25 protein-coding genes are annotated in these 24,542 nt (G+C 63.7%); 12 read left to right on the plus strand and 13 right to left on the minus strand.

The window, feature by feature from the left end:
• Positions 1-13 precede the first annotated feature (13 nt).
• From JI59_RS12140 to JI59_RS12150, 3 genes are read left to right on the plus strand one after another with little or no spacing between them, the layout of a single operon-like run.
• Positions 14-1,615 (plus strand): carboxyl transferase domain-containing protein, encoded by a 1,602-nt coding sequence (locus JI59_RS12140; RefSeq protein WP_038577534.1) that lies wholly within the window; start codon positions 14-16, stop codon positions 1,613-1,615.
• A 5-nt stretch (positions 1,616-1,620) separates the two neighbouring features.
• Complete coding sequence (locus tag JI59_RS12145; protein WP_038577536.1) at positions 1,621-3,474, plus strand: acetyl/propionyl/methylcrotonyl-CoA carboxylase subunit alpha; 1,854 nt, start codon at positions 1,621-1,623, stop codon at positions 3,472-3,474.
• Positions 3,474-3,926 (plus strand): MaoC family dehydratase, encoded by a 453-nt coding sequence (locus JI59_RS12150; RefSeq protein ID WP_007012436.1) that lies wholly within the window; start codon positions 3,474-3,476, stop codon positions 3,924-3,926. Before JI59_RS12145 ends, JI59_RS12150 begins: the two co-directional genes overlap by 1 nt.
• Positions 3,927-4,031: 105 nt before the next feature.
• On the opposite strand, the gene JI59_RS12155 is transcribed toward JI59_RS12150, so the two are convergent.
• The 5 genes from JI59_RS12155 to JI59_RS12175 are packed head-to-tail and all read right to left on the minus strand — an operon-like array spanning position 4,032 to position 8,629.
• The gene (locus tag JI59_RS12155; RefSeq protein WP_007012435.1) at positions 4,032-4,523 is read right to left on the minus strand and encodes a cupin domain-containing protein; all 492 of its coding nucleotides are present in this window, start codon (positions 4,521-4,523) and stop codon (positions 4,032-4,034) included.
• Positions 4,523-5,317, minus strand: a complete 795-nt coding sequence (locus JI59_RS12160; protein WP_007012434.1) for an SDR family NAD(P)-dependent oxidoreductase — start codon at positions 5,315-5,317, stop codon at positions 4,523-4,525. The genes JI59_RS12155 and JI59_RS12160 overlap by 1 nt, the downstream gene beginning before the upstream one ends.
• A gap of 31 nt (positions 5,318-5,348) precedes the next feature.
• Complete coding sequence (locus JI59_RS12165) at positions 5,349-6,239, minus strand: IclR family transcriptional regulator (RefSeq protein ID WP_007012433.1); 891 nt, start codon at positions 6,237-6,239, stop codon at positions 5,349-5,351.
• Positions 6,239-7,378, minus strand: a complete 1,140-nt coding sequence (locus tag JI59_RS12170) for a phosphotransferase family protein (protein WP_007012432.1) — start codon at positions 7,376-7,378, stop codon at positions 6,239-6,241. The genes JI59_RS12165 and JI59_RS12170 overlap by 1 nt, the downstream gene beginning before the upstream one ends.
• 21 nt (positions 7,379-7,399) lie before the next feature.
• Entirely contained in the window at positions 7,400-8,629 is a 1,230-nt protein-coding gene (locus tag JI59_RS12175; protein ID WP_007012431.1) for an amidohydrolase family protein, read from the minus strand.
• 60 nt (positions 8,630-8,689) lie between these two features.
• Here JI59_RS12175 and JI59_RS12180 point away from each other — a divergent pair, with 60 nt between their 5' ends.
• On the plus strand, positions 8,690-9,796 hold the full coding sequence (locus tag JI59_RS12180; protein WP_081473952.1) for a phosphotransferase: 1,107 nt from the start codon (positions 8,690-8,692) through the stop codon (positions 9,794-9,796).
• Between the two features lie 73 nt (positions 9,797-9,869).
• On the opposite strand, the gene JI59_RS12185 is transcribed toward JI59_RS12180, so the two are convergent.
• Positions 9,870-10,451 (minus strand): TetR/AcrR family transcriptional regulator, encoded by a 582-nt coding sequence (locus tag JI59_RS12185; RefSeq protein ID WP_007012429.1) that lies wholly within the window; start codon positions 10,449-10,451, stop codon positions 9,870-9,872.
• A 157-nt stretch (positions 10,452-10,608) separates the two neighbouring features.
• Between JI59_RS12185 and JI59_RS12190 the strand changes: the two genes are divergently transcribed.
• Positions 10,609-12,357 carry an N-acyl-D-amino-acid deacylase family protein gene (locus JI59_RS12190; protein WP_038576100.1) on the plus strand — a complete coding sequence of 583 codons (1,749 nt, stop codon included), beginning with the start codon at positions 10,609-10,611 and terminating at the stop codon, positions 12,355-12,357.
• Between the two features lie 33 nt (positions 12,358-12,390).
• Positions 12,391-13,287 (plus strand): Coq4 family protein, encoded by an 897-nt coding sequence (locus tag JI59_RS12195; protein ID WP_007012428.1) that lies wholly within the window; start codon positions 12,391-12,393, stop codon positions 13,285-13,287.
• A gap of 91 nt (positions 13,288-13,378) precedes the next feature.
• On the opposite strand, the gene JI59_RS12200 is transcribed toward JI59_RS12195, so the two are convergent.
• The 3 genes from JI59_RS12200 to JI59_RS12210 are packed head-to-tail and all read right to left on the minus strand — an operon-like array spanning position 13,379 to position 15,212.
• Positions 13,379-14,032 (minus strand): Dabb family protein, encoded by a 654-nt coding sequence (locus JI59_RS12200; protein ID WP_007012427.1) that lies wholly within the window; start codon positions 14,030-14,032, stop codon positions 13,379-13,381.
• A complete protein-coding gene (locus JI59_RS12205) occupies positions 14,025-14,366 on the minus strand; it encodes a hypothetical protein (RefSeq protein WP_007012426.1) in 342 nt (113 codons plus the stop codon). The genes JI59_RS12200 and JI59_RS12205 overlap by 8 nt, the downstream gene beginning before the upstream one ends.
• A gap of 3 nt (positions 14,367-14,369) precedes the next feature.
• The gene (locus JI59_RS12210) at positions 14,370-15,212 is read right to left on the minus strand and encodes an SDR family NAD(P)-dependent oxidoreductase (RefSeq protein ID WP_007012425.1); all 843 of its coding nucleotides are present in this window, start codon (positions 15,210-15,212) and stop codon (positions 14,370-14,372) included.
• Between the two features lie 70 nt (positions 15,213-15,282).
• On the opposite strand from JI59_RS12210, the gene JI59_RS12215 reads away from it, so the two are divergent.
• On the plus strand, positions 15,283-16,038 hold the full coding sequence (locus tag JI59_RS12215) for an SDR family NAD(P)-dependent oxidoreductase (protein ID WP_038576102.1): 756 nt from the start codon (positions 15,283-15,285) through the stop codon (positions 16,036-16,038).
• Between the two features lie 25 nt (positions 16,039-16,063).
• Here JI59_RS12215 and JI59_RS12220 read toward each other — a convergent pair whose 3' ends face one another.
• The 4 genes from JI59_RS12220 to JI59_RS12235 all read right to left on the minus strand — a co-directional run bounded on the left by JI59_RS12220 (position 16,064) and on the right by JI59_RS12235 (position 19,103).
• Complete coding sequence (locus JI59_RS12220) at positions 16,064-16,801, minus strand: SDR family NAD(P)-dependent oxidoreductase (protein WP_007012423.1); 738 nt, start codon at positions 16,799-16,801, stop codon at positions 16,064-16,066.
• A 120-nt stretch (positions 16,802-16,921) separates the two neighbouring features.
• Positions 16,922-17,227: a DUF4286 family protein gene (locus tag JI59_RS12225; protein ID WP_007012422.1), complete on the minus strand. Its 306-nt coding sequence runs from the start codon at positions 17,225-17,227 to the stop codon at positions 16,922-16,924.
• Positions 17,228-17,354: 127 nt separating this feature from the next.
• Positions 17,355-17,906: a flavin reductase family protein gene (locus JI59_RS12230; protein ID WP_007012421.1), complete on the minus strand. Its 552-nt coding sequence runs from the start codon at positions 17,904-17,906 to the stop codon at positions 17,355-17,357.
• A 138-nt stretch (positions 17,907-18,044) separates the two neighbouring features.
• On the minus strand, positions 18,045-19,103 hold the full coding sequence (locus JI59_RS12235; protein ID WP_007012420.1) for an aromatic ring-hydroxylating oxygenase subunit alpha: 1,059 nt from the start codon (positions 19,101-19,103) through the stop codon (positions 18,045-18,047).
• A gap of 235 nt (positions 19,104-19,338) precedes the next feature.
• On the opposite strand from JI59_RS12235, the gene JI59_RS12240 reads away from it, so the two are divergent.
• From JI59_RS12240 to JI59_RS12260, 5 genes are all read left to right on the plus strand, one after another.
• The gene (locus tag JI59_RS12240) at positions 19,339-20,115 is read left to right on the plus strand and encodes an SDR family NAD(P)-dependent oxidoreductase (RefSeq protein ID WP_007012419.1); all 777 of its coding nucleotides are present in this window, start codon (positions 19,339-19,341) and stop codon (positions 20,113-20,115) included.
• Positions 20,116-20,155: 40 nt separating this feature from the next.
• Entirely contained in the window at positions 20,156-20,995 is an 840-nt protein-coding gene (locus JI59_RS12245) for an SDR family NAD(P)-dependent oxidoreductase (RefSeq protein WP_202946085.1), read from the plus strand.
• A gap of 187 nt (positions 20,996-21,182) precedes the next feature.
• On the plus strand, positions 21,183-22,691 hold the full coding sequence (locus JI59_RS12250; RefSeq protein WP_138921328.1) for an aldehyde dehydrogenase family protein: 1,509 nt from the start codon (positions 21,183-21,185) through the stop codon (positions 22,689-22,691).
• Between the two features lie 229 nt (positions 22,692-22,920).
• Positions 22,921-24,075: a thiolase family protein gene (locus JI59_RS12255; RefSeq protein ID WP_007012416.1), complete on the plus strand. Its 1,155-nt coding sequence runs from the start codon at positions 22,921-22,923 to the stop codon at positions 24,073-24,075.
• Positions 24,072-24,497, plus strand: coding sequence for a Zn-ribbon domain-containing OB-fold protein (locus JI59_RS12260; RefSeq protein WP_007012415.1), 426 nt, complete (start codon positions 24,072-24,074; stop codon positions 24,495-24,497). The genes JI59_RS12255 and JI59_RS12260 overlap by 4 nt, the downstream gene beginning before the upstream one ends.
• Positions 24,498-24,542 lie beyond the last annotated feature (45 nt).

The following is a 24,542-nucleotide window of genomic DNA, read 5'->3' on the forward strand; positions in this document are numbered from 1 at the left end:
GGACGATCCGGGCATGAGTGCGCCTGTCCTCCAGACCAGCATCAATCTCGAAAGCCCTGAGGCCCGGGCCCGCGCCGTGCACAACCGCGTCTTGGCCGCCGAACTGCGTGAGAAGGTCGCCCAGGCGGCGCTTGGCGGCAGCGAGAAATCGCGCCAGCGTCACGTCAGCCGCGGCAAGCTGCTCCCGCGCGAGCGGGTGGAGCGCCTGCTCGATCCGGGTTCGCCGCTGCTTGAACTCGGGCAGCTCGCGGCCAACGGCCTGTATGGAGAGGACATCCCGGGCGCGGGCCTCATCACCGCGATCGGCCGGGTTTCAGGCCGCCAGTGCCTGATCGTGTGCAACGATGCGACCGTCAAAGGCGGGACCTACTACCCGATGACGGTCAAGAAGCACCTGCGGGCGCAGGAGATCGCGCTCGAGAACAACCTGCCGTGCATCTATCTCGTCGATTCCGGCGGCGCCAACCTGCCGCACCAGGCCGAGGTCTTTCCGGACAGGGACCACTTCGGCCGGATTTTCTTCAACCAGGCCAACATGAGCGCCAGGCGCATTGCCCAGATCGCCTGCGTCATGGGATCATGCACCGCAGGCGGCGCCTACGTCCCGGCGATGTCTGACGAGACGGTGATCGTGAAGGAACAGGGCACCATCTTCCTGGCCGGCCCGCCGCTGGTGAAGGCGGCGACGGGTGAAGTCATCTCCGCCGAGGACCTGGGCGGCGGCGATCTCCATTCGCGCAAGTCGGGCGTGACCGACCATCTGGCCGACAACGACGAACATGCGCTGACGATCGTGCGCGACATCGTCAGCCATCTCGGGCCTGAGCACCTTCACGATCTGCGCCTGCAGGAGCCGCGCCCGCCCAGGTACGATCCGGAAGAACTCTACGGGGTGATCCCCGAGGACGTGCGCGCGCCCTATGACGTGCACGAGGTGATTGCCCGCGTCGTCGACGGCAGCGAGTTTCACGAGTTCAAGGCGCTCTACGGCAGCACGCTGGTCTGCGGCTTCGCGCATATCCACGGGATGCCGGTGGCGATCCTTGCCAACAACGGCGTGCTGTTCTCCGAAAGCGCGCAGAAGGGCGCGCACTTCATAGAGCTGGCCTGCCAGCGCAAGATCCCGCTGCTGTTCCTCCAGAACATCTCGGGCTTCATGGTCGGCGGCAAGTACGAGGCAGAGGGCATCGCCAAGCACGGCGCCAAGCTGGTGACGGCAGTGGCAACCGCCAGCGTGCCCAAGATCACTGTGCTTATCGGCGGGTCCTTCGGCGCGGGGAACTACGGAATGTGCGGCAGGGCCTATGCTCCGCGCTTCCTGTTCACTTGGCCCAATGCGCGCATCTCGGTGATGGGCGGAGAGCAGGCGGCAAGCGTGCTCGCGACCGTCCACCGCGATGCCGACCAGTGGGACGAACGCGAGGCCGAGGCCTTCAAGGCGCCGATCCGCCAGAAGTACGAGGACGAGGGCAATCCCTACTACGCCACCGCGCGGCTGTGGGACGACGGCGTGATAGACCCGGCGCAGACCCGTGACGTGCTGGGCCTTGCCCTGGCCGCGGCGCTCGAGGCGCCAATGCCCGAAGCTCCGCAATTCGGCGTGTTCAGGATGTAATGGCCATGATCCAGTCGCTCCTTATCGCCAATCGTGGCGAAATCGCCTGCCGCGTCATCCGCACCGCGCGGGCGCTCGGCATCCGTACGGTGGCGGTCTACTCCGACGCCGATGCCGACGCACTGCACGTTCGCGAGGCGGACGAAGCGGTCCACATCGGTCCGGCGCCGACGCGCGAATCCTATCTTGTGGGCGAGAAGATCATCGCAGCTGCCCGGCAGACCGGGGCAGAGGCGATCCATCCCGGCTACGGCTTCCTGTCCGAAAACGCGGCCTTCGCGCAGGCGGTGATCGATGCCGGGCTCGTCTGGGTCGGGCCCAAGCCCTCCTCGATCACGGCGATGGGCCTCAAGGACGCCGCGAAGAAGCTGATGGCCGAGGCCGGGGTGCCGGTGACGCCGGGCTACATGGGCGAGGACCAGTCCACTTCCTTCCTCGCCGAGGAGGCCGCCAAGGTCGGCTATCCGGTGCTCATCAAGGCCGTCGCAGGCGGCGGCGGCAAGGGCATGCGGCTGGTCGAGAGCGAGGAGGACTTCGCCGACGCGCTGGTTTCCTGCAAGCGCGAAGCGGCGGCGAGCTTCGGCAACGACCACGTCCTGATCGAGAAGTACATCGCCAGCCCGCGCCATATCGAAGTGCAGGTCTTCGGCGACAGCCACGGCAACGTCGTCCACCTGTTCGAGCGCGACTGCTCCCTGCAGCGCCGTCACCAGAAAGTGATCGAGGAAGCGCCCGCGCCGGGCATGGATGCTGCGACCCGCGAGGCGCTTTGTGCTGCAGCGGTGCGTGCAGCAAAAGCCGTCGACTATGTCGGTGCTGGAACCATCGAATTCATCGCCGACGGATCGGGCAAGCTCTCCGCGGACCGGATCTGGTTCATGGAAATGAACACCCGCCTGCAGGTCGAACATCCGGTGACCGAGGCGATTACCGGCGTCGATCTGGTCGAGTGGCAGCTGCGCGTGGCCAGCGGCGAGCCGATACCGATGCGTCAGGAAGACCTCACCATAGACGGGTGGGCGATGGAAGCGCGCCTCTATGCGGAAGATCCCGCGCGCGGCTTCCTGCCGAGCATCGGCACGCTCGAATTGCTGCAGTTCGGCGAGGCGGAAGGCGCCGAGGGCTGGGGCCGCATCGATACCGGCGTCTATGAGGGCGCGGAAGTGTCGCCGCATTACGATCCGATGATCGCCAAGGTCATCGCCTGGGGCGAGGATCGCGACGAGGCGCGCGAGCGGCTGGGCGAAATGCTAGCCGATACTGCGGTCTGGCCGGTCAGGACCAATGCCTCTTTCCTGGTCCGCGCGCTGCAGCATCCGCAGTTCGTGTCCGGCGATGTCGATACCGGGCTGATCGGGCGCGACGGCGAGTCCATGGCGCAGCCCCCGGTGCCTTCGGACGAAGTGCTGCAGGCGGCGGCCAATGCCATGCTGCCGGTCACCGAGATGGCCGGCTTCCGGCTCAATGCTGCACCCGCGCGTGCAGCATGGTTCCTGCTCGACGGCGAGAAGATCGAGATCGCGCTGACCGGAGAAGGCAGCGATGAGCCGGTGCCCAGCGTACTGGTGACGGAGCAGGGCCAGGCCTGGTTGCTTTCTCCCTGGCGGCGCGATGCTGCACATGGCGGGGCCGACGGTTCAGGCGCGATTCACGCGCCGATGCCGGGCAAGGTGATCGCGGTCGACGTTGCGCAGGGCGACGTCGTTACGCGGGGGCAGAAGCTGCTGACGCTCGAGGCAATGAAGATGGAGCACGCCTTGACCGCGCCCTTCGACGGGGTTGTCGCGAAGATCGACGTAGAGGAAGGTGCGCTGGTGCAGGTCGATGCCCTGCTGGTGCAGATCGAGGAGACTGAGTAATGCCGGGCCGCTATTTCGACGAATGGCACGTCGGTGACAAGCTGACCCACCAGCCGAGCCGCACCGTTACCGAGACCGACAACCTGATGTTCTCGGCCATGACCCATAACATGCAGCCGCTGCACCTCGATGCGGAACTGGCGAGGAAGAGCGAATTCGGCCGCATCCTCGTCAATTCGACTTTCACCTTCAGCCTCGCCATCGGCCTGTCGGTCGCGGATACGACGGTGGGTACGCTCGTCGCCAACCTCGGCTTCGACAAGGTGGTGACGCCCAAGCCGACATTCATCGGCGACACGCTCACCTGCACCAGCGAAGTGACCGAGATGCGCGAAAGCAAGTCGCGGCCCGGGCAGGGCATCGTGGTCTTCCGCCATGAACTGACCAACCAGAACGGGGAAGTCGTTCTTTCCTGCCTGCGCAGCGTGCTGCTTAGCGGCAAGCCGCAGTAAGTCCTGTACGCCGCATGTCTGGAACTGCCGGGGAAGGTCTTGGCCCTGACCGCTGAAGGCACCTGCCGCGTACCGTCAAAGGAAGGTACGCGGCAGGCTCCGGTCTCAGCCGGTTTCGCCTGAATAGAGCTTGCGCTGATCCTCGATCCAATCGGGCAGGTCGAGTGGCGGGTTGGGCAACTTGGCTATACCCCGCTCCTGCAGCAGTCGGTCGTAGCCTTCCGGATCGGCGTGCCACGGCGTGGGATCGCCGACCATCACTTCGTATAGCGTGACGCCTTCCGGTCCAGCCGTAAGCGGTCCATAGGGCACGCCGATGTCGAGCGTGATGTGCGTGCCGGCGGGGCATTCGCGATCGCCTACCGTCATCGAGCCGCTCAGCACGAAGATGGTATTGGTCGCGTAATGACCGTGCAGGGACACGGTCATTCCCGGATCCCATTCGGCCAGAAAGGCCATGCAGCGCGGGGTCAGTTCCAGCCACTTTTCACGCACGCTGACGCGCCGGCCGGCATGGTCCTGCGCAAGCACTTCGCGCCACTCGACATCGTCGGCGTGCACGAAGCGCGGCGCTGCGCCTTTCCTGCCGAACCCCATCAGCCGCCCATCTTGACCCCGGCCGCGAGGCCGCCGTCGACAGGCAGGTTCACGCCGGTGACGTTCGCGGCCATGTCGGAGGCCAGGAACAGTGCGGCATTGGCGCAGTCATCCGCTTCGATCAACTTGCCGAGCGGATGGAGCTTTGCGGCGAATTCCCGAGCCTTGTCGGACCATGCATCGGCACCAACGCCGAAATTGGTTGGCATGGCCGCGGGACACACGGCGTTGACGCGAATGCCTTCTCCGGCGACCTGCATCGCCAGGCTGCGGGTGAGGATCGAAACCGCCCCCTTGGTCGCACCGTAATCCGGTCCGCCGAAAGCGGTGATCCCGGCCAGCGATGACGTGTTGACGATCACCCCGCCACCGCCTTGCTTGCGGAACTGTGCGATGGCCGCCCTGCAGCCGTTCGCAACCCCGCCCGCGTTGATGGCCATGATTCGCATCAGTTCGTCGAAGGAGCCATCCATGAACGAACTGGCCTGGCCGTCTGCATTGGCCTTCGTGGCAACGCCGGCGTTGTTGTACATCACATCCAGCCGACCGAATTCGCTCACCGCCAGGGCGATCGCCGCTTCCACATCTTCATGCTTGGTGACGTCGCAGGCGATCGCGACTGCCTCGATGCCCTTGTCCTTTGCCATCGCGACGGTGTCTTCGGCACCCTTGACGTCGATATCGGCCACCACGATCCGCGCCCCTTCGGCACCGAACAGCATGGTTGCGGCACGCCCAACGCCCGCGCCCGCTCCGGTGATGACCACGCATTTGTCTTTCAGAAGGTCTTGCATCGAAATCCTCTCTAGCTTCAATCGTGTCGTGTCACGGCGTCACCGGCTGGCCGCCGGATGCCTTGGTAACCTGGTCGCATGCACGCCGGAGCTGGTCGCCGATTTCCAGGATCTGCGCTCCCGTGAGCCGCTTGGTGAAGCCCATCACTGCCAGCGCAAAGGCGACCTGGCCCGTTTCGTCGAAGATCGGAGCCGATGCGAAAGCCAGATCGTAGGTCTTCGCCTCGTCGAGTTCGGTCACGAGGTAATCGGTCTTGTCCGCGCGATAGGTAAGCGATTGGGCGTGCGCCTGGTCCTTCAGGCGCTCGGTCCGCAGGCCGGTGGCAAAGCCGACCTTACGCGCGAAAGCCAGGCTGGCGTGAATGCGTTCGGGATCGATGGCTTCCCGCCGGTCGGCGGTTGAGGCCAGCCAGCGCTCGATCTCGCGCGGTGTGTTCCACGCAAAGAAGACGGTGCCGAAAGGCGGGGAGAGCGGAAAGCGTTTGCCCAGTTGTGCCGCCCAGCCCAGGTGCGATAGCGAGGATGCGCGTTCGCGCACCACCGCTTCGCCTGCTTCGGGAAAGATCGCCGAACAGATCACGTCGTAGCGGTCAGCCAGTTCGCGCATGACCGACTTGGCCAGCTGCAAGGGGCCGCCGCGCTGTGCGGCCGCGTCGGCCAGCCTCCCCAGCGCCGGACCCAGCGCATAGCGCTTGCTGCTGTCGCGCGACAGGTAATTGGCGGAAACCAGCGTGGACAGGAAATTGAGGCAGGTCGCCGTGCTGATCCGCAGGGCGCGGGCCACTTCGGTCAGGGTGAAGCTTTCTCGGGGATGATCGGCAAAGAAATCGAGGATCGCCACGGTCCGCTGCGCGGCGGGTGAACCGCGCAGCGGAGTGTCTCCATCGTTATTGTCCGCAAGCTTTAGAAAGCTGTCGACCATCAGACTTCAAGCGGAACCAGGATGTCCTGGGGCGTGCCGAGGCCGCGGATCGTCGCATTCTGCTGCGTGGCGATGTTGTTGTTGCCGTTGTTGCCGGGGGCATTGTTGCCTTCCAGCGCGGCCTTGCGCGCGGTGATCAATGCGACCTTGTAACCGGCGAAAAGCTCGTACCATTCGATGTCGGAGACTTCGATACCGGTGATCGCGCTCCACCGATCGAGCGTTTCGGCGCGATCGCCCAGTCCTTCAAGACGGGTGAAGCCGAGCGTGTCCGAATGGAAACGGTCGAACCAGAGCCACCAGCCCATGTCGACCAGCGCGCCGCCGAGGCTCATCTGTTCCCAATCCATCACGCCGGTGCAGGTGAAGTCGTCGCCGAACATCATGTTGCCGATGCGCGCATCGCCCCATGACAGGCCCGCCGGGGGATTTGCCGGACGGTTGGCATCGAGCCATTCGCGCAAGTCGGCAATGGCCGGAAGGTGATCGACCTTGGCCCAGCGGCCCATGCGGTGCCACCACTCGATGTGCTCTTCGAAGCTGCCATCCCCGTCGGTTTCGGCCAGGAAGGCGACCTTGTCGAGCGGCGTGAGCGCGACCTGTGCCAGCTGGTCAACGGCCGTTTCCCATGCCCGGCGACGCTCGGCGACGGTGGCGTCGAACAGCATTCCGGCCGAGTTGTAGGGCGGAAAGCTGACCGGTACGCGCCCGTGCAGCTTTTCCATGATCATGTAGGGTTGGCCGAACGGCTTGCCGCTGTCGTCATACACGAAGGGCTCGGCCACCTTGACGCGGCCATGCGCGTGCAGGGCCTTGAGCAGCCGGTACTGGTCATGCATCCGCGGATCCATGAACAGCTGGAAATCGGCCGGACCGATGCGGAGCACCAGACCGCGACCGACATCGCTGCCATCGGCCTGCCACCGCGCGTCGAACAGGATCGTCTCGTTGGAGGATCCTGCACCGACGGGCAGCTTCAGGTTTTCGATGGTGACGGGCTGACCGCCCGCCAACTGCCCGGAGACGATCGCCTCCAGCTGACGGGCGACGGTTTCCATGTCGCGACCGACGCGCGCTGCTACGTCGGTCTTGCGGAAGGCTGGGTTACGGAGTTCGTAGTCCGCCTGGTTGTCTGTCATCTGAACCTCGCGTGCGAGCGGTTAAGCGCCGATCTTGAACAGTGCCTTGGCGCGGTCGCAGATGATCATCTTCTTGTCTTCTTCAGGCACGCCCACGAAATCCCGGGCGATGACGTCTGCGGAATGCGGGAAGGTGGTTTCCGAGTGCGGATAGTCGGAAGACCACATGATGTTCTTCGCGCCCGGCAGGTCGCGCATCAGGATGCCTGCACGGTCGTTGATGAACGATCCGTAGATGTTCTGGTCCATGTAGAAGCTCGGCCTTTCCTTCAGCGGGCTGCCGATCCAGCCTTTCTGCTTTTCCCAGGTGCGATCCATGTATTCGGCGGCGTGCGCGAACCAGCCCACGCCCGATTCGACCGTGGTGTAGCGCAGCTTCGGGAAGCGGTCGAAGACGCCGCCGTAGATCATGACTGCGATGGGTTCCGCCATTGAGTACTTGGTCATGAGCAGGTCTGGCAGGAAGTGCTTCTTGTCACCGAAGCGGGCGATGCGCGCGCCCAGGTGAATGGTCAGCGTCATGTCCAGGTCCACGGCAGCGGCCCAGAAATCGTCGAATTCCGGGTCGGCCAGTCCGCGATCGCCGAACGGGTCGCCGGTCAGCGCGGCAGCCTGCGCGCCCATCGCCGCGATTGCGCCGGTATCGCCGCTCGTCTTGTTGGCGGCCTTGGCTTGCGGGAAGGCGGGGATGTTGACCGCATTGAAGCCCAGTGCCTTGGCCTCGGTCATCATGCGGATCGATTCCTGCGTATCGCGCAGGGGAATATAACCAACGCCAATCAGGCGGCGCGGATCGGTCTTGCAGAAGTCCGAGAGCCAGCGGTTATAGGCGCCGAAGCTTTCGATATAGAGGTCGACATCCGACGAACCGAGCGGTCCGCCGCCGAACAGGACCGCGGCGTCGATGCCGTCGGAATCCATATCCTCAAGCCGGGTGTGGGGCATCCAGCCGCCGGCAAGCATGTCGGCTCGGCGGCCTTCGGCCTTGAAGTCCTTGTTGCCCGCAGCGCCGCCGCCGCCGAGCAGGTTCAGCTTCTTGCGCCGCCCTTCGAACACGATGTAGTCGGCGTCTTCGCCATGCTCGATCTTCGGGAGCTTGTCGGCCCATTTCTTGTCCATGTAGTGCTCCCAGAAATCGTGGGGCGGATTCACATGGCTGTCGGCGCAGATGACCTTGTAGTCGATGGGCTGCGAAATGTCGGGGCCGCCAGCGGCCTGGGATTCGCGCTTCAGATCTGAAACTTCGTTCACGGCACTCTCCAAAATTCACAATATTGAATTCTTGTGTAGGATTGTGAAAGATGTATCTCAATGAGTCAAGTGTCGGCGCGTCCGCTCGGCAGCAAAACCTACGGGAGATTACCCTTGTCCTTTTCACCTGCTCCGCTCGATGCAGATAAATGCACCTCTTTGGAGTGGCTTTCCGTGGCCTTGAGCCAGGGGCTCGGCCGCCCGGTCAGGCTGACCGGCCGCGAAATCCTCGAATCCAAGGGCCCCTCGGCGCTCAAGATCCGTATGCGCGTGGAGACCGAGGGAGATCGCGGCGATCTTCCAGAGCAGGTGTGCCTGAAGGGCGTGTTCGACCCCGAACTCTCGACCTGGCTCAAGTCCGGAGCGCAGCAGGCGGAAGCCTTTTTCTATCGCGATATCGCCAGCCGGCTATCGGTTCGCGTACCGCGCTGCTTCTATGCCGGCTATGACGGGAAGACCGGGGCCGGGCATATCATCATGGAGGATCTGGTGCCGCAAGGTGTCACCTTCCTCTCCGCGATCTCGCCCTATTCGGTTGAGCAGATGCGCGGCAGCCTCGACCAGCTGGCCCGGCTTCACGGCGGCACATGGAACGCCGATCCTGCAGCGCAGCCGTGGGTGCGCTCCAAGCTCGCCCAGTTTGCCGACGGATCGATCATGCCTCCTGAAGCCCTTGGCGCGCTGATGGCGGACGGTCGCGCGGAAGGCCTGCCCGACCGGCTGCGTGACGGGACGGCGATCTTCGACGCCCTGCGCGCCCTGTCCGACCGCGAGGCAGATCTGCCTCTGGGCTTCATCCACGGCGATTGTCATGCAGGCAATGTCTTCGAAGGCCCGGAAGGCATTGGCCTGATCGACTGGCAGGTGCTGCAGCGCGGGCACTGGTCGCTCGATGTGGCCTACCACATCGCCGCGGCATTGGAGATCGCCGACCGACGCGAGCATGAGCGCGACCTGCTGCGCCACTACTGCGACCGGCTGGCGCAGCACGGCGGCGAGCCGCTGGACTTCGAGGCTGCCTTCGCGGCCTATCGCGCCGCTTTCCCCTACGGCTTGCTGCTATGGGGAATCACGCGCCGTGTGGAACCGGCCATCGTGCACCGCTTCGTCCAGAGGCTGGGAACCGCGGCGGCCGACCACGATAGCCTGGGCTTGCTGGGTGTCTGAGCCCGGGGGCCGGGGGCGGACCTTGACCCTGACCCCTACGCTGACCCTGACCCTGAAACCTGCCTTGGCGACATCACTCCCCGAGAGGGGCGTTGTCGTCCGGCAGGCGGGACAGTCCGTCGATAATCAGCTCGATCAGCCGCCTCGCGCGGGCTTCACCCTCCTTGGTGCGGATCTGCCAGATGAAGCTGAGCAGCAATTGCATATCGCCTGAATCGTAGTCGCGGCGGAAAGCGTCCTGTCGGGCTCCGGCGTCGAGAAGGTGCTCGATTGCCTCGCGCACCGGGCGATAGGCTTCTTCCTGCTCCGCCAATGAAAGAGCGGCCCTGAGCGTCTCTGCAAAGCCGCGCTGGCCCACCACATAATCGATCAGGCGCGTGCACCACTGGCGGAACGCCTCGGTAGCCGGATGGGCGAGGCTGAGTTCGTGGGCGAGATCGATCAGCTTGTTCACTTCCGCCTGATTCACCGCGACGACCAGCGCCTCGCGCGTCGGGAAGTGGCGGTAGAGCGTGCCCGCGCCGACCTGCGCGGCTTTGGCGATGGAATTGAGCGATGCATCGGGGTTTGCGGTCAGGGCGCGCCGGGCAACATCGAGGATGCGCTGACGATTGGCTTGTGCGTCGGATCGCAGCGGGGAAGGCGTGGAACTCATATATCTCTATTGACCTAAGCGGAGACCTCTCCGATAATGTGGGGCGTTGAAAGCGAACGCGTTGGCAAGCCCTCTCAGCCGATAGGCGGTGCCGACTTGCGCTTTCGCGAAATTCGAGCAGGACGCTAGCTCCTGCCTCTAATCGGAGAGGTCTGCCATGTACAACATTCTTATCAAGAACGGCACCGTGGTCGATGGCGCGAACAATCCCCCGCGCAAGGCCGACGTGCGCATTGCCAACGGCAAGATCGTCGGGATCGGCGACTCCCTCGAACGGCAAGGCGCCGAGCGGGTGGTCGATGCCGAAGGATGCTACGTAACCCCCGGCTTCATCGAGACGCACAACCATTACGACGCGCCGATGTGGTGGATGCCCAACATGTTTCCGCTTCCCGGTTACGGCATCACGACCACGATAAACGGCAACTGCGGATTTGCGGCAGCGCCTGTGCCGCGTTCGGAAGATGCGAAGAACGCGATGATCAAGATCTTCTCCTTCTTCGAGGACATCCCGCTCAGCCCGTTTCATTCCGAACTGCCATGGGACTGGCAGACCTGGGGGGAATATCGCGAATCCATGCAGCGCCATCTGAAGGTGCCGGTGAACTTCGAATTCTTCTGCGGGCACCAGTCGCTGCGCCTCGCTGCAATGGGAATGGACGGGGCGAAGCGCGCCGCCACCGACGAGGAGATCGCCACGATGCAGGACATGCTGCGCGAGGCCCTGTCCGCTGGAACGATCGGCTTTTCCAGCAATCTTCTCGATTATGACGACGAGGGCAATCCGGTGCCCTCGCTGTTGGCGCAGGACAAGGAATTCGAAGCGCTGTTCGACGTGCTGGAGGAATTTCCCGGCAAGACCTTCCAGTTCATCATCGGCGTATTCCAGCGCTTCACCGGCGTGCAGGACATGGAGCGCATGGTCCCGTTGCTGAAGGATCGCAAGTTCAAGAGCCAGTGGGGCGGGGTGCCCACCCTGTCATACCAGATGGCGCGCGTCGGCGAACTGGTTGAACGACACGAGGAGTACAAGGCAAAAGGCTATCCGCTCTATACCGGCTGGACGCACGTGCCCCCGGCCACGCAGATCAACTTCAACAGTTCGCTTACCTTCGCGCAGAGCAACATCCTCGTCTGGGCGGAATTCGCTTCGGAAATGAACCAGAACCGCAAGCTGGCCATGCTGCAGGACGAGACCTGGCGCGAGAAGGCCCGGGCGAGCTGGGACCAGGCATACGAGCAGGCGATGTTCCGCCGTCCCGAAGTCGTCATCATGCGCGACAGCCAATTCAAGGTCGGTCCTTACGGCTCGGACGTCACCTTCCGGGACGTGATCGACGCCGCACCCGCCGGCAAGCACCCCTCGGACATCCTGGCGGACTGGATCCTCGACAACGGCCTTGGCTCCACCCTGGGCTACGACATGATAAAGGCGTCGGAAGATCAGATGGTGGGTCTGTTCCATGATCCCAACGCGGTTGGCAATCTGTCCGATTCAGGAGCCCACGCACAGATGCTGTGCGGCATTGGCGATCATATCGACATGATCAAGAAATATGTCGTGCGCGAAAAGAAGATCCCGATCGAGCTGGCGATCCACAACATCACCGGCAAGCTGGCCGCCTTCTTCGGCCTCGACGATCGCGGCGTGATCGAGGAAGGGCGCAATGCCGACATCGCGATCTGGCACATCGACGAGGTCGAGCGCCGCCCGATGATCAAGGAATTCGACGTACCCGACGGATCGGGGGGCAGGGGTTATCGCTATACGCGCGAACCCGCGCCCATGCGCATGACCATCGCCAACGGCGAACCGATCTTCGACGGCGGGTTCTTCACTGGCGCCTATCCGGGCCGCATCGCCGGATACCAGACCAACGAGGCTTTCGCCGAAGCGGCCGAATAAGGGCCGCAACAAAGGCGATCGAGGAGAGAAACGATGGCGACAAAGGCACAGGACAAATCCCTGCCGCAGGACAAGGCGGGAGCGAACGAAACGCGAATGCAGCAAAAGATGGGGATGACTGCGGAAGAAACCGCCTACATGCGCGGCGACAAGCATCCGGTGGCGGGATCCATCCCGATGAGCACCTCGCCCTATCTCAACAGTCCGCTTTTCGTGCATGCCTTCACGCGCATGGCGCTGCGCCGGCACGGGGACGACGTGGCCGTGACTTATGACATTCCCGACATGTCGCGCGGTCTGGCGGACGTTGCCGATTACCGTACGGCGATGGAAGGTCTCGAGATCGAGAAGGCATCGAATCCGGCGCTGGCGGACTTTCTGGAGCGGCGCCCTCGGCATGAATACCGGGCGGACGATCTGCAGGACTACGGCGCGGGAACGCTGGGCGCGGCGATCCGCGCCTTCATCGACAGGACGGGGTATGACCTTGCCTTCGTGAACAAGGGCGCCGATGACCAGAACGACCTGCAATACCTGATCAAGCGCTTCGGCGATTGCCACGATGTGCAGCATATCGCCACCGGGTTCCATCCGAACCTCGCGGGTGAGCTGGCGCTATCGATCATGAATGTCACCTGCAACGCCAAGCACTTCAATCCGAAGCTGGCCCATTTCCTGTCGCAACCCAACATTTTCGTTTCCAGCGCCAGCTATGCCCGTACGGCCTTCAACTATCCGGAAGGCACCGATGTCACTCTGGAAGCGATGGAACGCGGAATTGCGGCGGGGCGGGCGATCAACAAGCCGCTGATCCTGGTCGAATGGGAGAACTACCTCGATTGGCAGCTCGAGGACATTGCCCGGGATCTGGGCTTCGTCATGGGGCCGGGGCACGGCTGGGATTTTTCGAACGAGTGCTGCCGCGGCTAGCGGGCGGCCAGCGCATAGCGAATACGCAAGTCAGGGAGAGGAAGGCGCGGCGACTTCGGTGGCCGCGCCTTTATTGCCGAGAAGTCGTCCGTCAGGGCAATGCGTAACTTGCGATGGTGCTGCCGGGCGCTTCGCTGGCGCTGTGGCACAAGTCGGGATGGACGATGCGGCAGGGCATTTCCGCATCGAACCAACGGTCGACATGGCCCCAGTGATAAGGGTGGCGCATATAGGCGCTGTTCAGGTGGTCGAGGCAGGCAAAGTCCTGCTCCCATATATGCGTCCAGCGGCGACGCCCCATGGACCAAGCAGCCGTGCCCGTGGCCGCATTGCGGATTTCCACGATATAGTCCGGCATGGCGCGCAGTTCGGAGAGGAATTGCTGCTCCGTTAGCGGCGGCGTGCCGTCGTCCACGCTTACCAGCAAGGTGCGGTGAATGCCGTTCGCCAGAGCGGGATCGCGCAGGCATACCAGTTCGGGCTGGTACGCGATGGCGTCGATGTTCGCGACGCTCGATTCCCGAGCAAGTTCCTGCGTCAGGCGCTCAGAGCCGCTTGCAGCCCAACTGTCCCTGTCCGGGTAATCCAGGTGCCATGCGAAATGCCCTGCATTGGCGCCATGCACCACCGCGCGGACGGCATGGCGCATCGCGCCCGTGCGCAGGGACAGCTCTTCCAGAACCCGCCGTCCGGTTTGCGCAACGCTCGAAGCGTCGAACGTGACGAGTGCGAGCTGCTTAAACATTGCCTTGCTGCCCGCCTTCGAAAGGAACGCGCAAGGTGCGGCTGCGATCGACGATCAGCGGGGCGATCCCGGACCAGAATTGCGTCACGCGCTCGTCGCCAGCCCCGCCAAGGCGCATTCGCCACCAACCGGCAAGGTCCGGCACGCTCCATTCGAAAATCAGCGCATTGGTTCCCTTGTCGAGCAGTACCGGAGGACAAAGGGTGGTGCTCTCCAGCGTCATGCCGCGCGCCTGCGCGGTCGGCGCATAGTCATCAAGATAACGGTCCCGAACTTCCTCGGCGCGGGCACCCTCGACACACAGCGTATCGGTGATGAAAATCGGGCCATCCATACTTCAGGCCCGCGCCACGATGATCTCTCGCCCGTCTAGCGAGCGCGTGTCGCGACCGATCTCGTCGAGCCATTTGTACGACCAGGCGAGCTTGCCGGTGCATTCCCGCGGGGGGCGCTCCACCAGAGAAAGGGCGGCTTCGGCGATGTGCTCCACCTTTTCCAGGTACTTTGCCACTTGCGGGGTGAGGATGCCCTGCGCCCTCACGCCGGGCGTGTCGATCACGGCCACCGGCGCCGCGACGTTGACGGCGATATTGTCGGCTGCGAGGCCGATGGCGAGACCTTGCGACAGGCGATGGACCGCGGCCTTCACCGCCCCGTAGAAAGGCAGGGTCGCTCCCGCCCCGCTTTCCAGCGCCTGCGCCACGTCAACGGGGACCGCACTGGACGATCCGATATTGACGATCCAGCCTTCGCCTTGCGCTCGCATCACGTCGGCTGCCCGCAGGGAAAGGTCGAGCGGCCCGAAAAGGTATTGTTCCGCCTGCGACCGGCAGGTCTCCATTTCCATGTCCTGCACGGTTTGCAGGACGGAAGTGCCGGCATTGTTGACCAGGATGTCCAGCCGCCCACATCGGGCCTTGACCCGCTCGATCAGTTCGGCCCGGCTTGCGGCATCCTCGACGTCGCAGGGGAGGGCGATTGCCCTGCCGCCGGCGCATTCGATCGCGGCGACGGTCTCGTTCACGCAGCCTTGCATTCCCGGAGCGCCGCGGACGGTTCGCGCCGCGCAGACCACGGTCGCGCCGGCCGCAGCGAGCCGTTGCGCTATGGCGGCGCCGATCCCGCGGCTGGCGCCGGTTACCAGTGCCACGCGCCTTTCGAGTGCTGTAGCGTCGTCCATGACCTCTCCCGCTGGACTAATTAAGGTATCTGTTTCACATGTCGTGGACGAGAAGGCAAGGAGCGGATGGATGAAACGACTGGCGGGCAAGGCGATTGCGATTATCGGGGCTGGCGGCATCGGCGATGCCCTGGCGCAACGCTTCGTGTCGGAAGGTGCCGATGTCCTGCTGGGCGATCGCGACAGCGCCGCTGCGCGTGCTGGGGCGCAACGGGCCGGGTCGAATTGTTCTGCGATGTCGGTCAATGCAGCCGATGAAGATTCGGTCGCCGCGTTCTTTGGCTGGGCAAGGGAGATGTGGGGCGGGCTCGACGGGGCACACCTGAACTTCGCGGATTTCAGCGCGGCGCATCCGGACCAGGACTTGCTGACCCTTTCCGTCGATGCATTCGACCGGCAAGGCGATACGAATATCCGCGGTACTTTTCTGTGTGCGCGTGCCGCCGTGCCGCTTCTGCTCGATCGGGGTGGCGGCACGATGCTGATCACCGGGTCGGGCGCGGCGGCGAAACCGGACAAGAGCGGGTTCGGCTATGGCATGAGCAAGGCGGCGGGCAATGTCTTGATGCGCCACATTGCCTATCGCTACGGCGCGCAAGGGGTGCGGGCCAATGTCATCCAGTGCGGCATGGTGCTGCATGAAAGGCTGCTGGCCAATGCGCGGCCGGATTTTGCCGAACGCGCACTGGCCGGACAGGTGTGCAAGACGCGCGTGACGCGGCCCGAAGATGTCGCCGCGATGTCGGCCATGCTGATGAGCGACGAGGGAGCCACCATCAGCGGGCAGGTTATCGCCATCGATGGCGGATCGACCATGCGGCTCTAGGCCGGAACCGGCATTCAGGCCTCTTTCAGCGGAAGTGCCCGCCGCTCACCGAAAGGGTCGCTCCGCTGACGAAACCCGAAGCCGGGGTGCTGAGATAGAGGCACGCTTGTGCGACGTCTTCCGGCGTTCCCAGGCGGCGAACGGCGATCGTGCTGGCGGCCCTTTGCTCTGCCGCCTCGTCTGTGAACATGAAATCGGTCATCGGTGTGCGGATGACGCCGGGACAGATTGCATTGGCGCGAACATTCGCGGGCAATTCGCCCGACAAGGCTTCGGTGAAGGCAACCAGCCCAGCCTTCGTTGCCGTATAGACCGCCATGCCCGGTTGCGACTTGATGCCGGACAGCGAGGAAACATTGACGATGGTCGCTTCCTGCGCCTGTTCGAGATGGGGCAGCGCATGGCGGCAGGTCAGGAAGGGGCCGCCGAGGTTCACGCCCACGAGTCTGGAGAAATCCGCGAAGTCGGTCTGGCGCACGGGCTTGGGCACGAGGACGCCGGCCACGTTGACGAGGCCGTCCAGGCCGCCCAGCTCCTCGGCTCCACTGTCGATCGCGCGGCGAACCTGATCGTCGTTCGATACATCGCACACGCGATGAACCTGGCCGGTGCGTTCGGCCACGCCCTCCAATGCATCTTCAGCGATGTCGAGCAGCAGCAGGCGCGCGCCTTCCTGCGCGAAAAGTTCGGCTACGCCTGCGCCCATTCCCGATGATGCGCCGGTCACCACGATGCGGCGGCCTGCCAGTGTATTCCGACTCATTGTGTTCCCCTGACGTGTTTGAATCGATGTCGTGTTTGGATTGAAGTGAGCTGTGCGGGTGCCGATAACGGCGCAGCGGAAGGTTTCTAGCAGCCCCGATGACGAAGCGCGCCATCATGCTCAGTCTTTGAGTTTCCTGGCGAGGATGAACGCCGATTTCGAACGGTCGAACGTCGGGCTGAAGGGCCGGGGCTTGTCGGTCATGTCCTGGAGCAGGGTGTCGATGTCGTCGGTTTCAATCGTGTAGGCGGCGACATAGGGCCATTGCGTGTTGCTCATCACCACCTCGAAGCGCTCCGCCGTCTCGATCCCGTCAAGTGCGAGAAGGTCCGGCAGGTGCGTCGTGCGGTACCATTCGTTGTAGGTTTCCTCGTCGCCCTCGCCAGATGTCGGGCCGTTGAGGGCAAGCAGCAGGTAACGCGCCATGTTCAGTCTCCCACTATTCGAGTTATTGCCATAGGCCTCATTGCCCCTCCGCAATCGCAGCAGCCCCTTGCGGGGTCACGCGGCCGGGGCGCTCCCTCGGGGCCGTGCCGACAAGGGAGGCACGCGATCAGGCCAGCCTGCCGAGGCGGGCGAAATCACCTTCGATCCAGCCGAGCGGCTCGCCCTGGCCGGTATCGGCGCCGGTCACTTCCTCGACTTCGCCGACGAAGAGTTCATGCGTGCCGAAGGCGAGCTTCTCGCTGACCCTGCAGAAGATGTTCGAACAGGCACCCTTCAGGAAAGGCACACCCTCGGCATAGCCCCATTGTTCGCCCTCGAACCGGCGGTCGCGCATGGTGTGGTTTGCGAAGAGCCCGACGAAATTCGTCTGCTCGGTTCCCAGCAGGTTGATGCAGAAGCGTTGCGAGCGCGAAACGACGCCATGCGTTGCGGTGGACTGATTGATTGCCACCAGCATGGATGGCGGTTCCATGCTGACCGGGATGACCGCCGAGGCGACCATGCCCGCGGGCTCTCCACCGCCCGGTTCGCACGTGGTGATGAGCGACACGGGACCGGGAAGCCTCCTCATCGCGAGCTTGAGCTTTGCCGCGATGGCCGCTTGCCGATCCAGGTCGGTGTCCCTCGTGCCCTCGTCACTCATATCCCCGTCACTCATTTCCTCGTTACTTCAGGTGCATTCGACATGGTTGGCCTTGTGGGCCACGCAGGAAACGAGTCGGGCGCACCGATCATGTCGGTGTCGATCTCTGCAATCGAGGGACAGCCAGGCTGCGCCCGGGACGGCGCCTCGCTCTTACTCTACAACTTCCTGAACCGCGGTGCTGCCCTCTGTTTCCTGCTCATCGCGAATCAGCTTCCGCAAAATGCGGCGTGCGCGAATGCCGGCTGCATCGGCCTTGAGTATCAGGGGCTTGTGAGCCAGGAAATCGGTGCTGTTGCCCATCGCTTCCTGCTCTGCCTCGACCATCGGTCCGTCCTGCGTTTCGAAGACCTCGCCCACGCCCTTTTCCATCATGGCGGAAACCTTTTCGTCGTCCTTCGCCATGTTGCGTCCGGTAACCCAGAAATAATGGGTAGACGTTGCGGTTTCCGGCGTCAGGAAGTGGGCCGAAGGCGTGTGGAAACCGCTCGTCTCGATGTCGGCGCCCACTTCGGTGATTGCGGTATTGGCATAGAGCACGCTGGGCGCGTCCCAGCGCACGTCGCCGCGACCGTCGCCGCGTTCGCTGTCCGATCCCCAGAGCATCTTCTGAAAGGCACCGGGCTTCTGGTTGGGGCGTGAAAGGCGCGACCAGACGGTGTTGCCGTCAACTTCGACCCGGTTGTCCCATTCGCTCCAGTGACTGCCGCCCGAGATTTGCGGATGCAGGTAGTTCACGTGGCTGAGGTCGAGCAGGTTGTCGGTGATCAGCTCGTGATGGCCCTGCACCTTCAGGTAGCCGGCTTCGCACTTGAATTCGCCGCTGGTGATGAAGCTGAAATCGGGGATCATCGCAGGCTTGGCATTCTCCGCCTCTCCCATCCATATCCACGCGTAGCCATAGCGTTCCTCGACCGCAAAATGCTGCGTGCAGATCTTGGCAGGATTCTCCTGATCGCCGGCAGGCTTGTCGTCGCACACGCCGTCGGGCCCGAAGCGCAGGCCGTGATAGCCGCAGCGCAGCGAATCGTCTTCCCGCTGCCCCATCGACAAGGGGACGAAGCGGTGCGGGCAGCGATCGTGCAGTGCCGCGATAGAGCCGTCCGACTTGCGATAGAAAGCCACCGGCCTGTCGCAGATTCGCCTGCTGACAACGTCCTCTCCGAAATCGGACGAAGGACCGGCAACATACCAGACGTTTTTCAGGAACATGCGGGACAAACCTCTCTCGAAACGTGGATTATCTAAAATCGTATACCTTTATACCCGAACGCGGCGAGCCGGGCAATAATCTCCAGGGCACGTGCTTGCCACTCGAACTGGCATCTGAAGGCCAGTTTGCAGCGGTAAAGGCTCAGCAAGTGCACTCAGGACGAATCCTTCGCTACAATATATATAAAGATACCTCTATTGCCAAGGCTTCTGTGATGGGGCAAGTCTGCTTGCGATGACAGTGATCGGAGATCTTTCGGGGCGCGCTTTTCTCGTCACCGGCGGTGCGGGCGGATTCGGCAAGGCCAGTGCGCACCTGCTGGTGCGCGATGGCGCGGCCGTTGTGCTGATGGGGCGCACGCACGAAAAGCTGCAACTGGCGCGCAACTCGCTGCGGGCTGCCTGTCCCGGGGCAGCGGTGGTCTGTCATGTCGGCGATGCCAGCCGAAAGGACGACGTGGCGGCAGCCTACCGAACCGTGGCGGAGCTGGGCTCGGTCGGCGGCGCCGTGCTGGTAGTGGGCGGCGCATCGGGTTTCGGGCCGGTCGGCGCGATCGATGCCGATGCTTTCGTGAACGATTACCGGCTCAACGTGGGGTCTGCCCTTGTGGGTGTCCAGGAAGGGCTGGTGCACATGGGGAACGGAGGCTCGATCGTGTGCATTTCTTCCACGGCTGCGAAGCTGACCTTTCCTAACCTGGCATCCTACTGCGCCGCGAAGGCGGGTCTGGAGCAGTTCGTGCGCGCTGCGGCGGACGAACTGGGGCCGCGCGGGGTCCGGGTCAATTGCGTGAGGCCCGGGCTTACCCGTACCGACGGCCTTGAGGCCGCGTTCGCGCGCCCGGGCTATGTCGAGGGGTTCCTTCCTCAAATCCCGCTCGGACGGACCGGCATCCCTGACGAAGTGGCGCAGGCCGTGCGCTATCTTGCCGGGCCTGAATCGCAGTGGGTCACCGGGCAGAGCTTCGCCGTGGACGGCGGCAACGAACTGCGCATGGCGCCCCGCGGCTAGCCGCGCGCAGAAAGAAGAAAAGATCGGAAGAGGAAGTCATATGCATATAACGATGGAAGGCGATGTCGCGCTGGTCACAGGTGGCGGCGCGGGGATCGGGCGCGGGATAGTCACCGCTTTCGTCGAACTGGGCGCCCATGTGATCGTCGCCGAAATCAATGCGGACCATTGCACCGACCTTGAACGCGAATTCGGCAGTGCCGTGTCGGTAGTGGAATGCGACGTCCGCAGGACCGGGGATATGGTGAAGCTGCAGTCTGCGGTGGACGCCTCGGGCGGTCGTCTCGACGTGCTGGTCAACAACGTGGGGCATCATCTGCGCATGTCCGCGCCGTTTGAAGATACCGCGGAAGAAGACTGGGACCGGCTCTACGACATCAATCTGCGTCACATGTTCGTGGTGACGCGGGCGATGATACCGGGTCTTCGCAAGTCGCGGCGCGTGGCTTCGATCATCAACGTCTCTTCGATCGAGGGTTTCCGCTCCTTCCCGGGCAATGTGCCCTACACGGCCTTCAAGCACGCCGTGACCGGCTTCACCCGCGCGCTGGCATTGCAGCTGGCGCCGGACGGGATCCGGGTGAACACGCTTGCGCCCGAGACGACCGATACCGAGCAGGTGCCTCTGGACAAGGTGCTGGACCCCGCATTGCGCCATGAAGCGGATCGAACGATCCCGATGGGCCGCTTCGGCGTGCCGCGCGATCACGCGGGTGTCGCGGTGTTCCTCGCGACCGAGCTTTCGTCGTGGGTGACGGGATCGTCGGTCGTGGTTGACGGTGGCGGTCTGGTCGGTGGACCGTTCCGCCTTTCGCCCGACGACAAGTGGACGAACATGGGCGTCGTTACCGACGTCGCGACCGTCAAGCCGCGCCCGTAGTTCGCGGAAGCCGACAATGCAGCGAGCGGGCTGAAGGATTGATGCCGGCTCCGTGCGCCGTGGGCTGCGCCGCCTTCGGGGGCGACGCGAAAAATCGCAGCGCGTCGGCGCCAACGCGCTTGATTTTGCATCGGCAATTCATGTATCTCAATTAAGAACATGCGATTTGCGAGAGGAACTTTCCAAGATGGCCGCAACACAATCCCATAAGCCCCTTATCGAACTGGCAGGTGGGACATCGCAGTTCATTGACGGCAAGCTCGTTCGCGGGGAAGGGGAAGCCTTCACCGTGGAAAATCCCTCGGACGGCAGCGTGGTGGAGAGCATCGCGGCGGCGTCGATCGACCAGGTCCGCGAAATGATCGCAGCGGCCGGTCGCGCGCAAGTAGAATGGGCCGCGCTGTCGCGAGACGAGCGCATTGCCGCGCTGCGGCCTTTCGTGGCAGCGCTGCGTGCACGCATGCCGGACATGCGCGAGACCCTGATCGCAGAGGCGGGCTGTCCGGGCGGATCCGCACCTTCGGCAGCGGGCATCATGTATTTCCAGACCCATGTCGGCGTGAAGCAGGCCGACGACACGCTCGATCTCTATCGCTCCATGCCCGAATGGGAAGATAACCCGGTTCCGCTCGAGGAACGCACGACTGCGCTGGGTCAGCTGGCACAGAGCGTCATGCACTATTCGCCGGTCGGCGTGGTGGCGGCGATCGCGGCCTATAACTACCCCTTCTATACCGCAATCTGGAAAGTCATTCCCGCTCTGGCAACCGGCAACGCCGTCATCCTGCGGCCAAGCCCGTTGACGCCGATCTCCAGCCTTGTCTTCGCGCAGGCGGCGATCGAGGCGGGCCTTCCCGCCGGCGTTCTCAACGTGATGATCGAGAGCGGGATCGAAGGTGCGCAATTGCTGACCACCGACCCGGGTGTCGACATGGTGGCCTTCACCGGTTCTACGGCTGTGGGTGTACAGGTCGCCAAGCAAGGGGCCGACACGATGAAGCGCCTCCAGCTCGAGCTTGGCGGAAAGTCGGCGCAGATCTTCATGGAAGATGCGCTGGACAAGGTGATTCCAGCTGCGGCGGGCGTCTGTCTTTCGCACGCTGGCCAGGGTTGCGTGCTGGGCACGCGCATCTTCGTGCCGGAGGAAAGAAAGGCCGAGGTGATGCAGGGCATGAAAGCGCTGTTCGAATCGGTCAAGATCGGTCCCGCCTCTGCTGACGATACGGTGCTCGGCCCCCTCATCAGCAGGGCCCAGGTCGAGCGCTGCGAGCGATTTGTCGAGCTGGCGACGCAGGCCGGGGCCAAGGTGGTTTGCGGCGGCAAGCGGCCGGAAGGGCTGGACGGCTACTTCTACGAGGCGACTGTCCTCGATACTCCCGATAACGCCAATCCTGCGGCGCAGGAGGAAATCTTCGGTCCGGTCATCTGCGTGATTGGTTACACCGACATCGATCATGCGATTGCCATGGCGAACGACACGCCCTTCGGTCTGTCTGGCTATGTATTCGGCGCCGACAAGAAAGCCGCTCTGGCGGTGGCGAAGCGGCTCAAGACCGGGACGGTCAACGTCAATGGGGGTCTCAATTCGGCCTATGCTTCCTCGGGCGGTCACCGCATGAGCGGTGTTGGTCGCGAGCGCGGGCCGGACGGACTGCGACTTTACCAGAACGCGACCAACCTCACGATGGCAGCGTGACGATTGCGGGAGCCGGGAGCGGCGCTTCATCCAAAAGGCATGCAGCAGGCGGGGCTCCCGTACGTTTCCCCGAGGCGATGATTGCGGGCAATTGCAAGACATCGCCGACATGCGCAGACAAGACACAGGACGATTGCCGGATGCCTTTTACGTTTATCCATCCTGCACATGATTGGCAGGGTTATCGCGATGACTTCGGACACCCGCAGGCCATGACGGATAGCTCTTTATGACCGGGCAACGGGGACGCTACGCGATCGCCGGACTTGGCCTGACCGAACAGGGCCGGGGTCTGGGCAGGACATCGCGCGAATTGAGGGCGCAGGCGCTGGCCCTGGCGCTTGACGATGCCGGGTTGGAGCGCAGCGCGGTCGACGGTTACATCCATTGCTGGGTGGAACGCGAGGACCTGCGTTTTCTTGGTCTGGCGCCCAATTTTTCGCTGCAGCTGCAAAGCGGCGGAGCCACGCCGGGCATAGCCATCATGACGGCGATGGGCATGATCGAGGCGGGACAGGCGGAATGCGTCGCCATCAATTACGGCTTCGCGCCAAGCGAAGGCTATCTGCGCGGGCAGCCCTTCGGCGATATCGGTTCGCTGGGTTACGGCTATCCGTCGCTCTACGGCCTGATCGGAGCGGCTGCCGCGCACGCCTTGCATGCCCGACGTCATTTCGACCTTTACGGAACGACGTCGGAGCACCTGGGCGCGGTTGCGGTGCAGCAGCGCGCCTATGCAGTGAACCGGCCCGGTACGCTGGGATACGGCAAGCCGTTGACGCTGGACGACCATCAGGCCTCGCCGCTGGTCGCCGATCCGCTGCGCCGCTACGACTGCACCCGTGACACCGACGGCGGCGCTTGCTTGCTGGTGATGTCGGCCGAGCGGGCGAAACAATGCCGATCGCGCCCGGTCTATGTCCTGGGGGCGGGAACCGGGCACAATATCGCGCGGTGGTTCGACAAGACGATCTATGCCCATCACGACAATATAGGCCCGGCCAAGGCGCGCGCCTTCGAGATGGCCCGGGTCGGGCTGGACGACATCGATTGCGCACAGTTCTACGATGCCTTCACCATCGGCACGCTGATGCAGCTGGAACATTACGGTTTCTGCAAGGACGGGCAGGGCGGCCCGTTCGTGGCAGAGGGCGGAATGGGTCCCGATGGCGCGATCCCCACCAATACCGGCGGGGGGCAATTGTCAGCCTATTACACCGCGGGCTTCACCCCGATCGTGGAGGCCATGCTGCAATTGCGCGGCGAGGCGGGGGCCGGACAGCTCGACGGCATGAATATCGCCCTGGTCAGCGGTCATGGCCTGAACGGCGGCGTCCAGAACACCTGGGCGCACGCAACCCTGATCCTGGGGAATGCAGCATGATCGATCCGAAGAAACTGCAAGACATAGTCTATTCGCTGGACGGCGACGTCCTCGACCTGCCCTTCTGGGAAGGGTGCGAGCGGGGTGAGTTCCTGCTGCATCGTTGCGGCAAGTGCGGACGGTCCTATTGGCCTGCTGCCTGCTGCACCGAGCACGGCGCTGACGCAATGGAATGGGTGGCTGCGAGCGGACGGGGTACGGTGCACGTGCATACCGTGATGCGGCGCGGACGCTGTGCCGCGACCGGTGAGAACGCGCCTTATGCGGTTGCCGTCGTCGAACTGGAGGAAGGCCCCTTCTTCCATTCAAACATCGCGGGAGTCCCTTTTGACGAGGTGCGATCAGGCCTTGAGGTCGAGGCGGAATTCGTAACTCATGCCAATGGCATGAAAGTGCCCATCTTCCGCCCGGTCAGGTCATGAGGAAATTGCCGGTACGCCGCGTCATCGCAACGTACCGGCGACGCC

Source organism: Novosphingobium pentaromativorans US6-1, assembly GCF_000767465.1.
Classification (GTDB): Bacteria; Pseudomonadota; Alphaproteobacteria; order Sphingomonadales; family Sphingomonadaceae; genus Novosphingobium; species Novosphingobium pentaromativorans.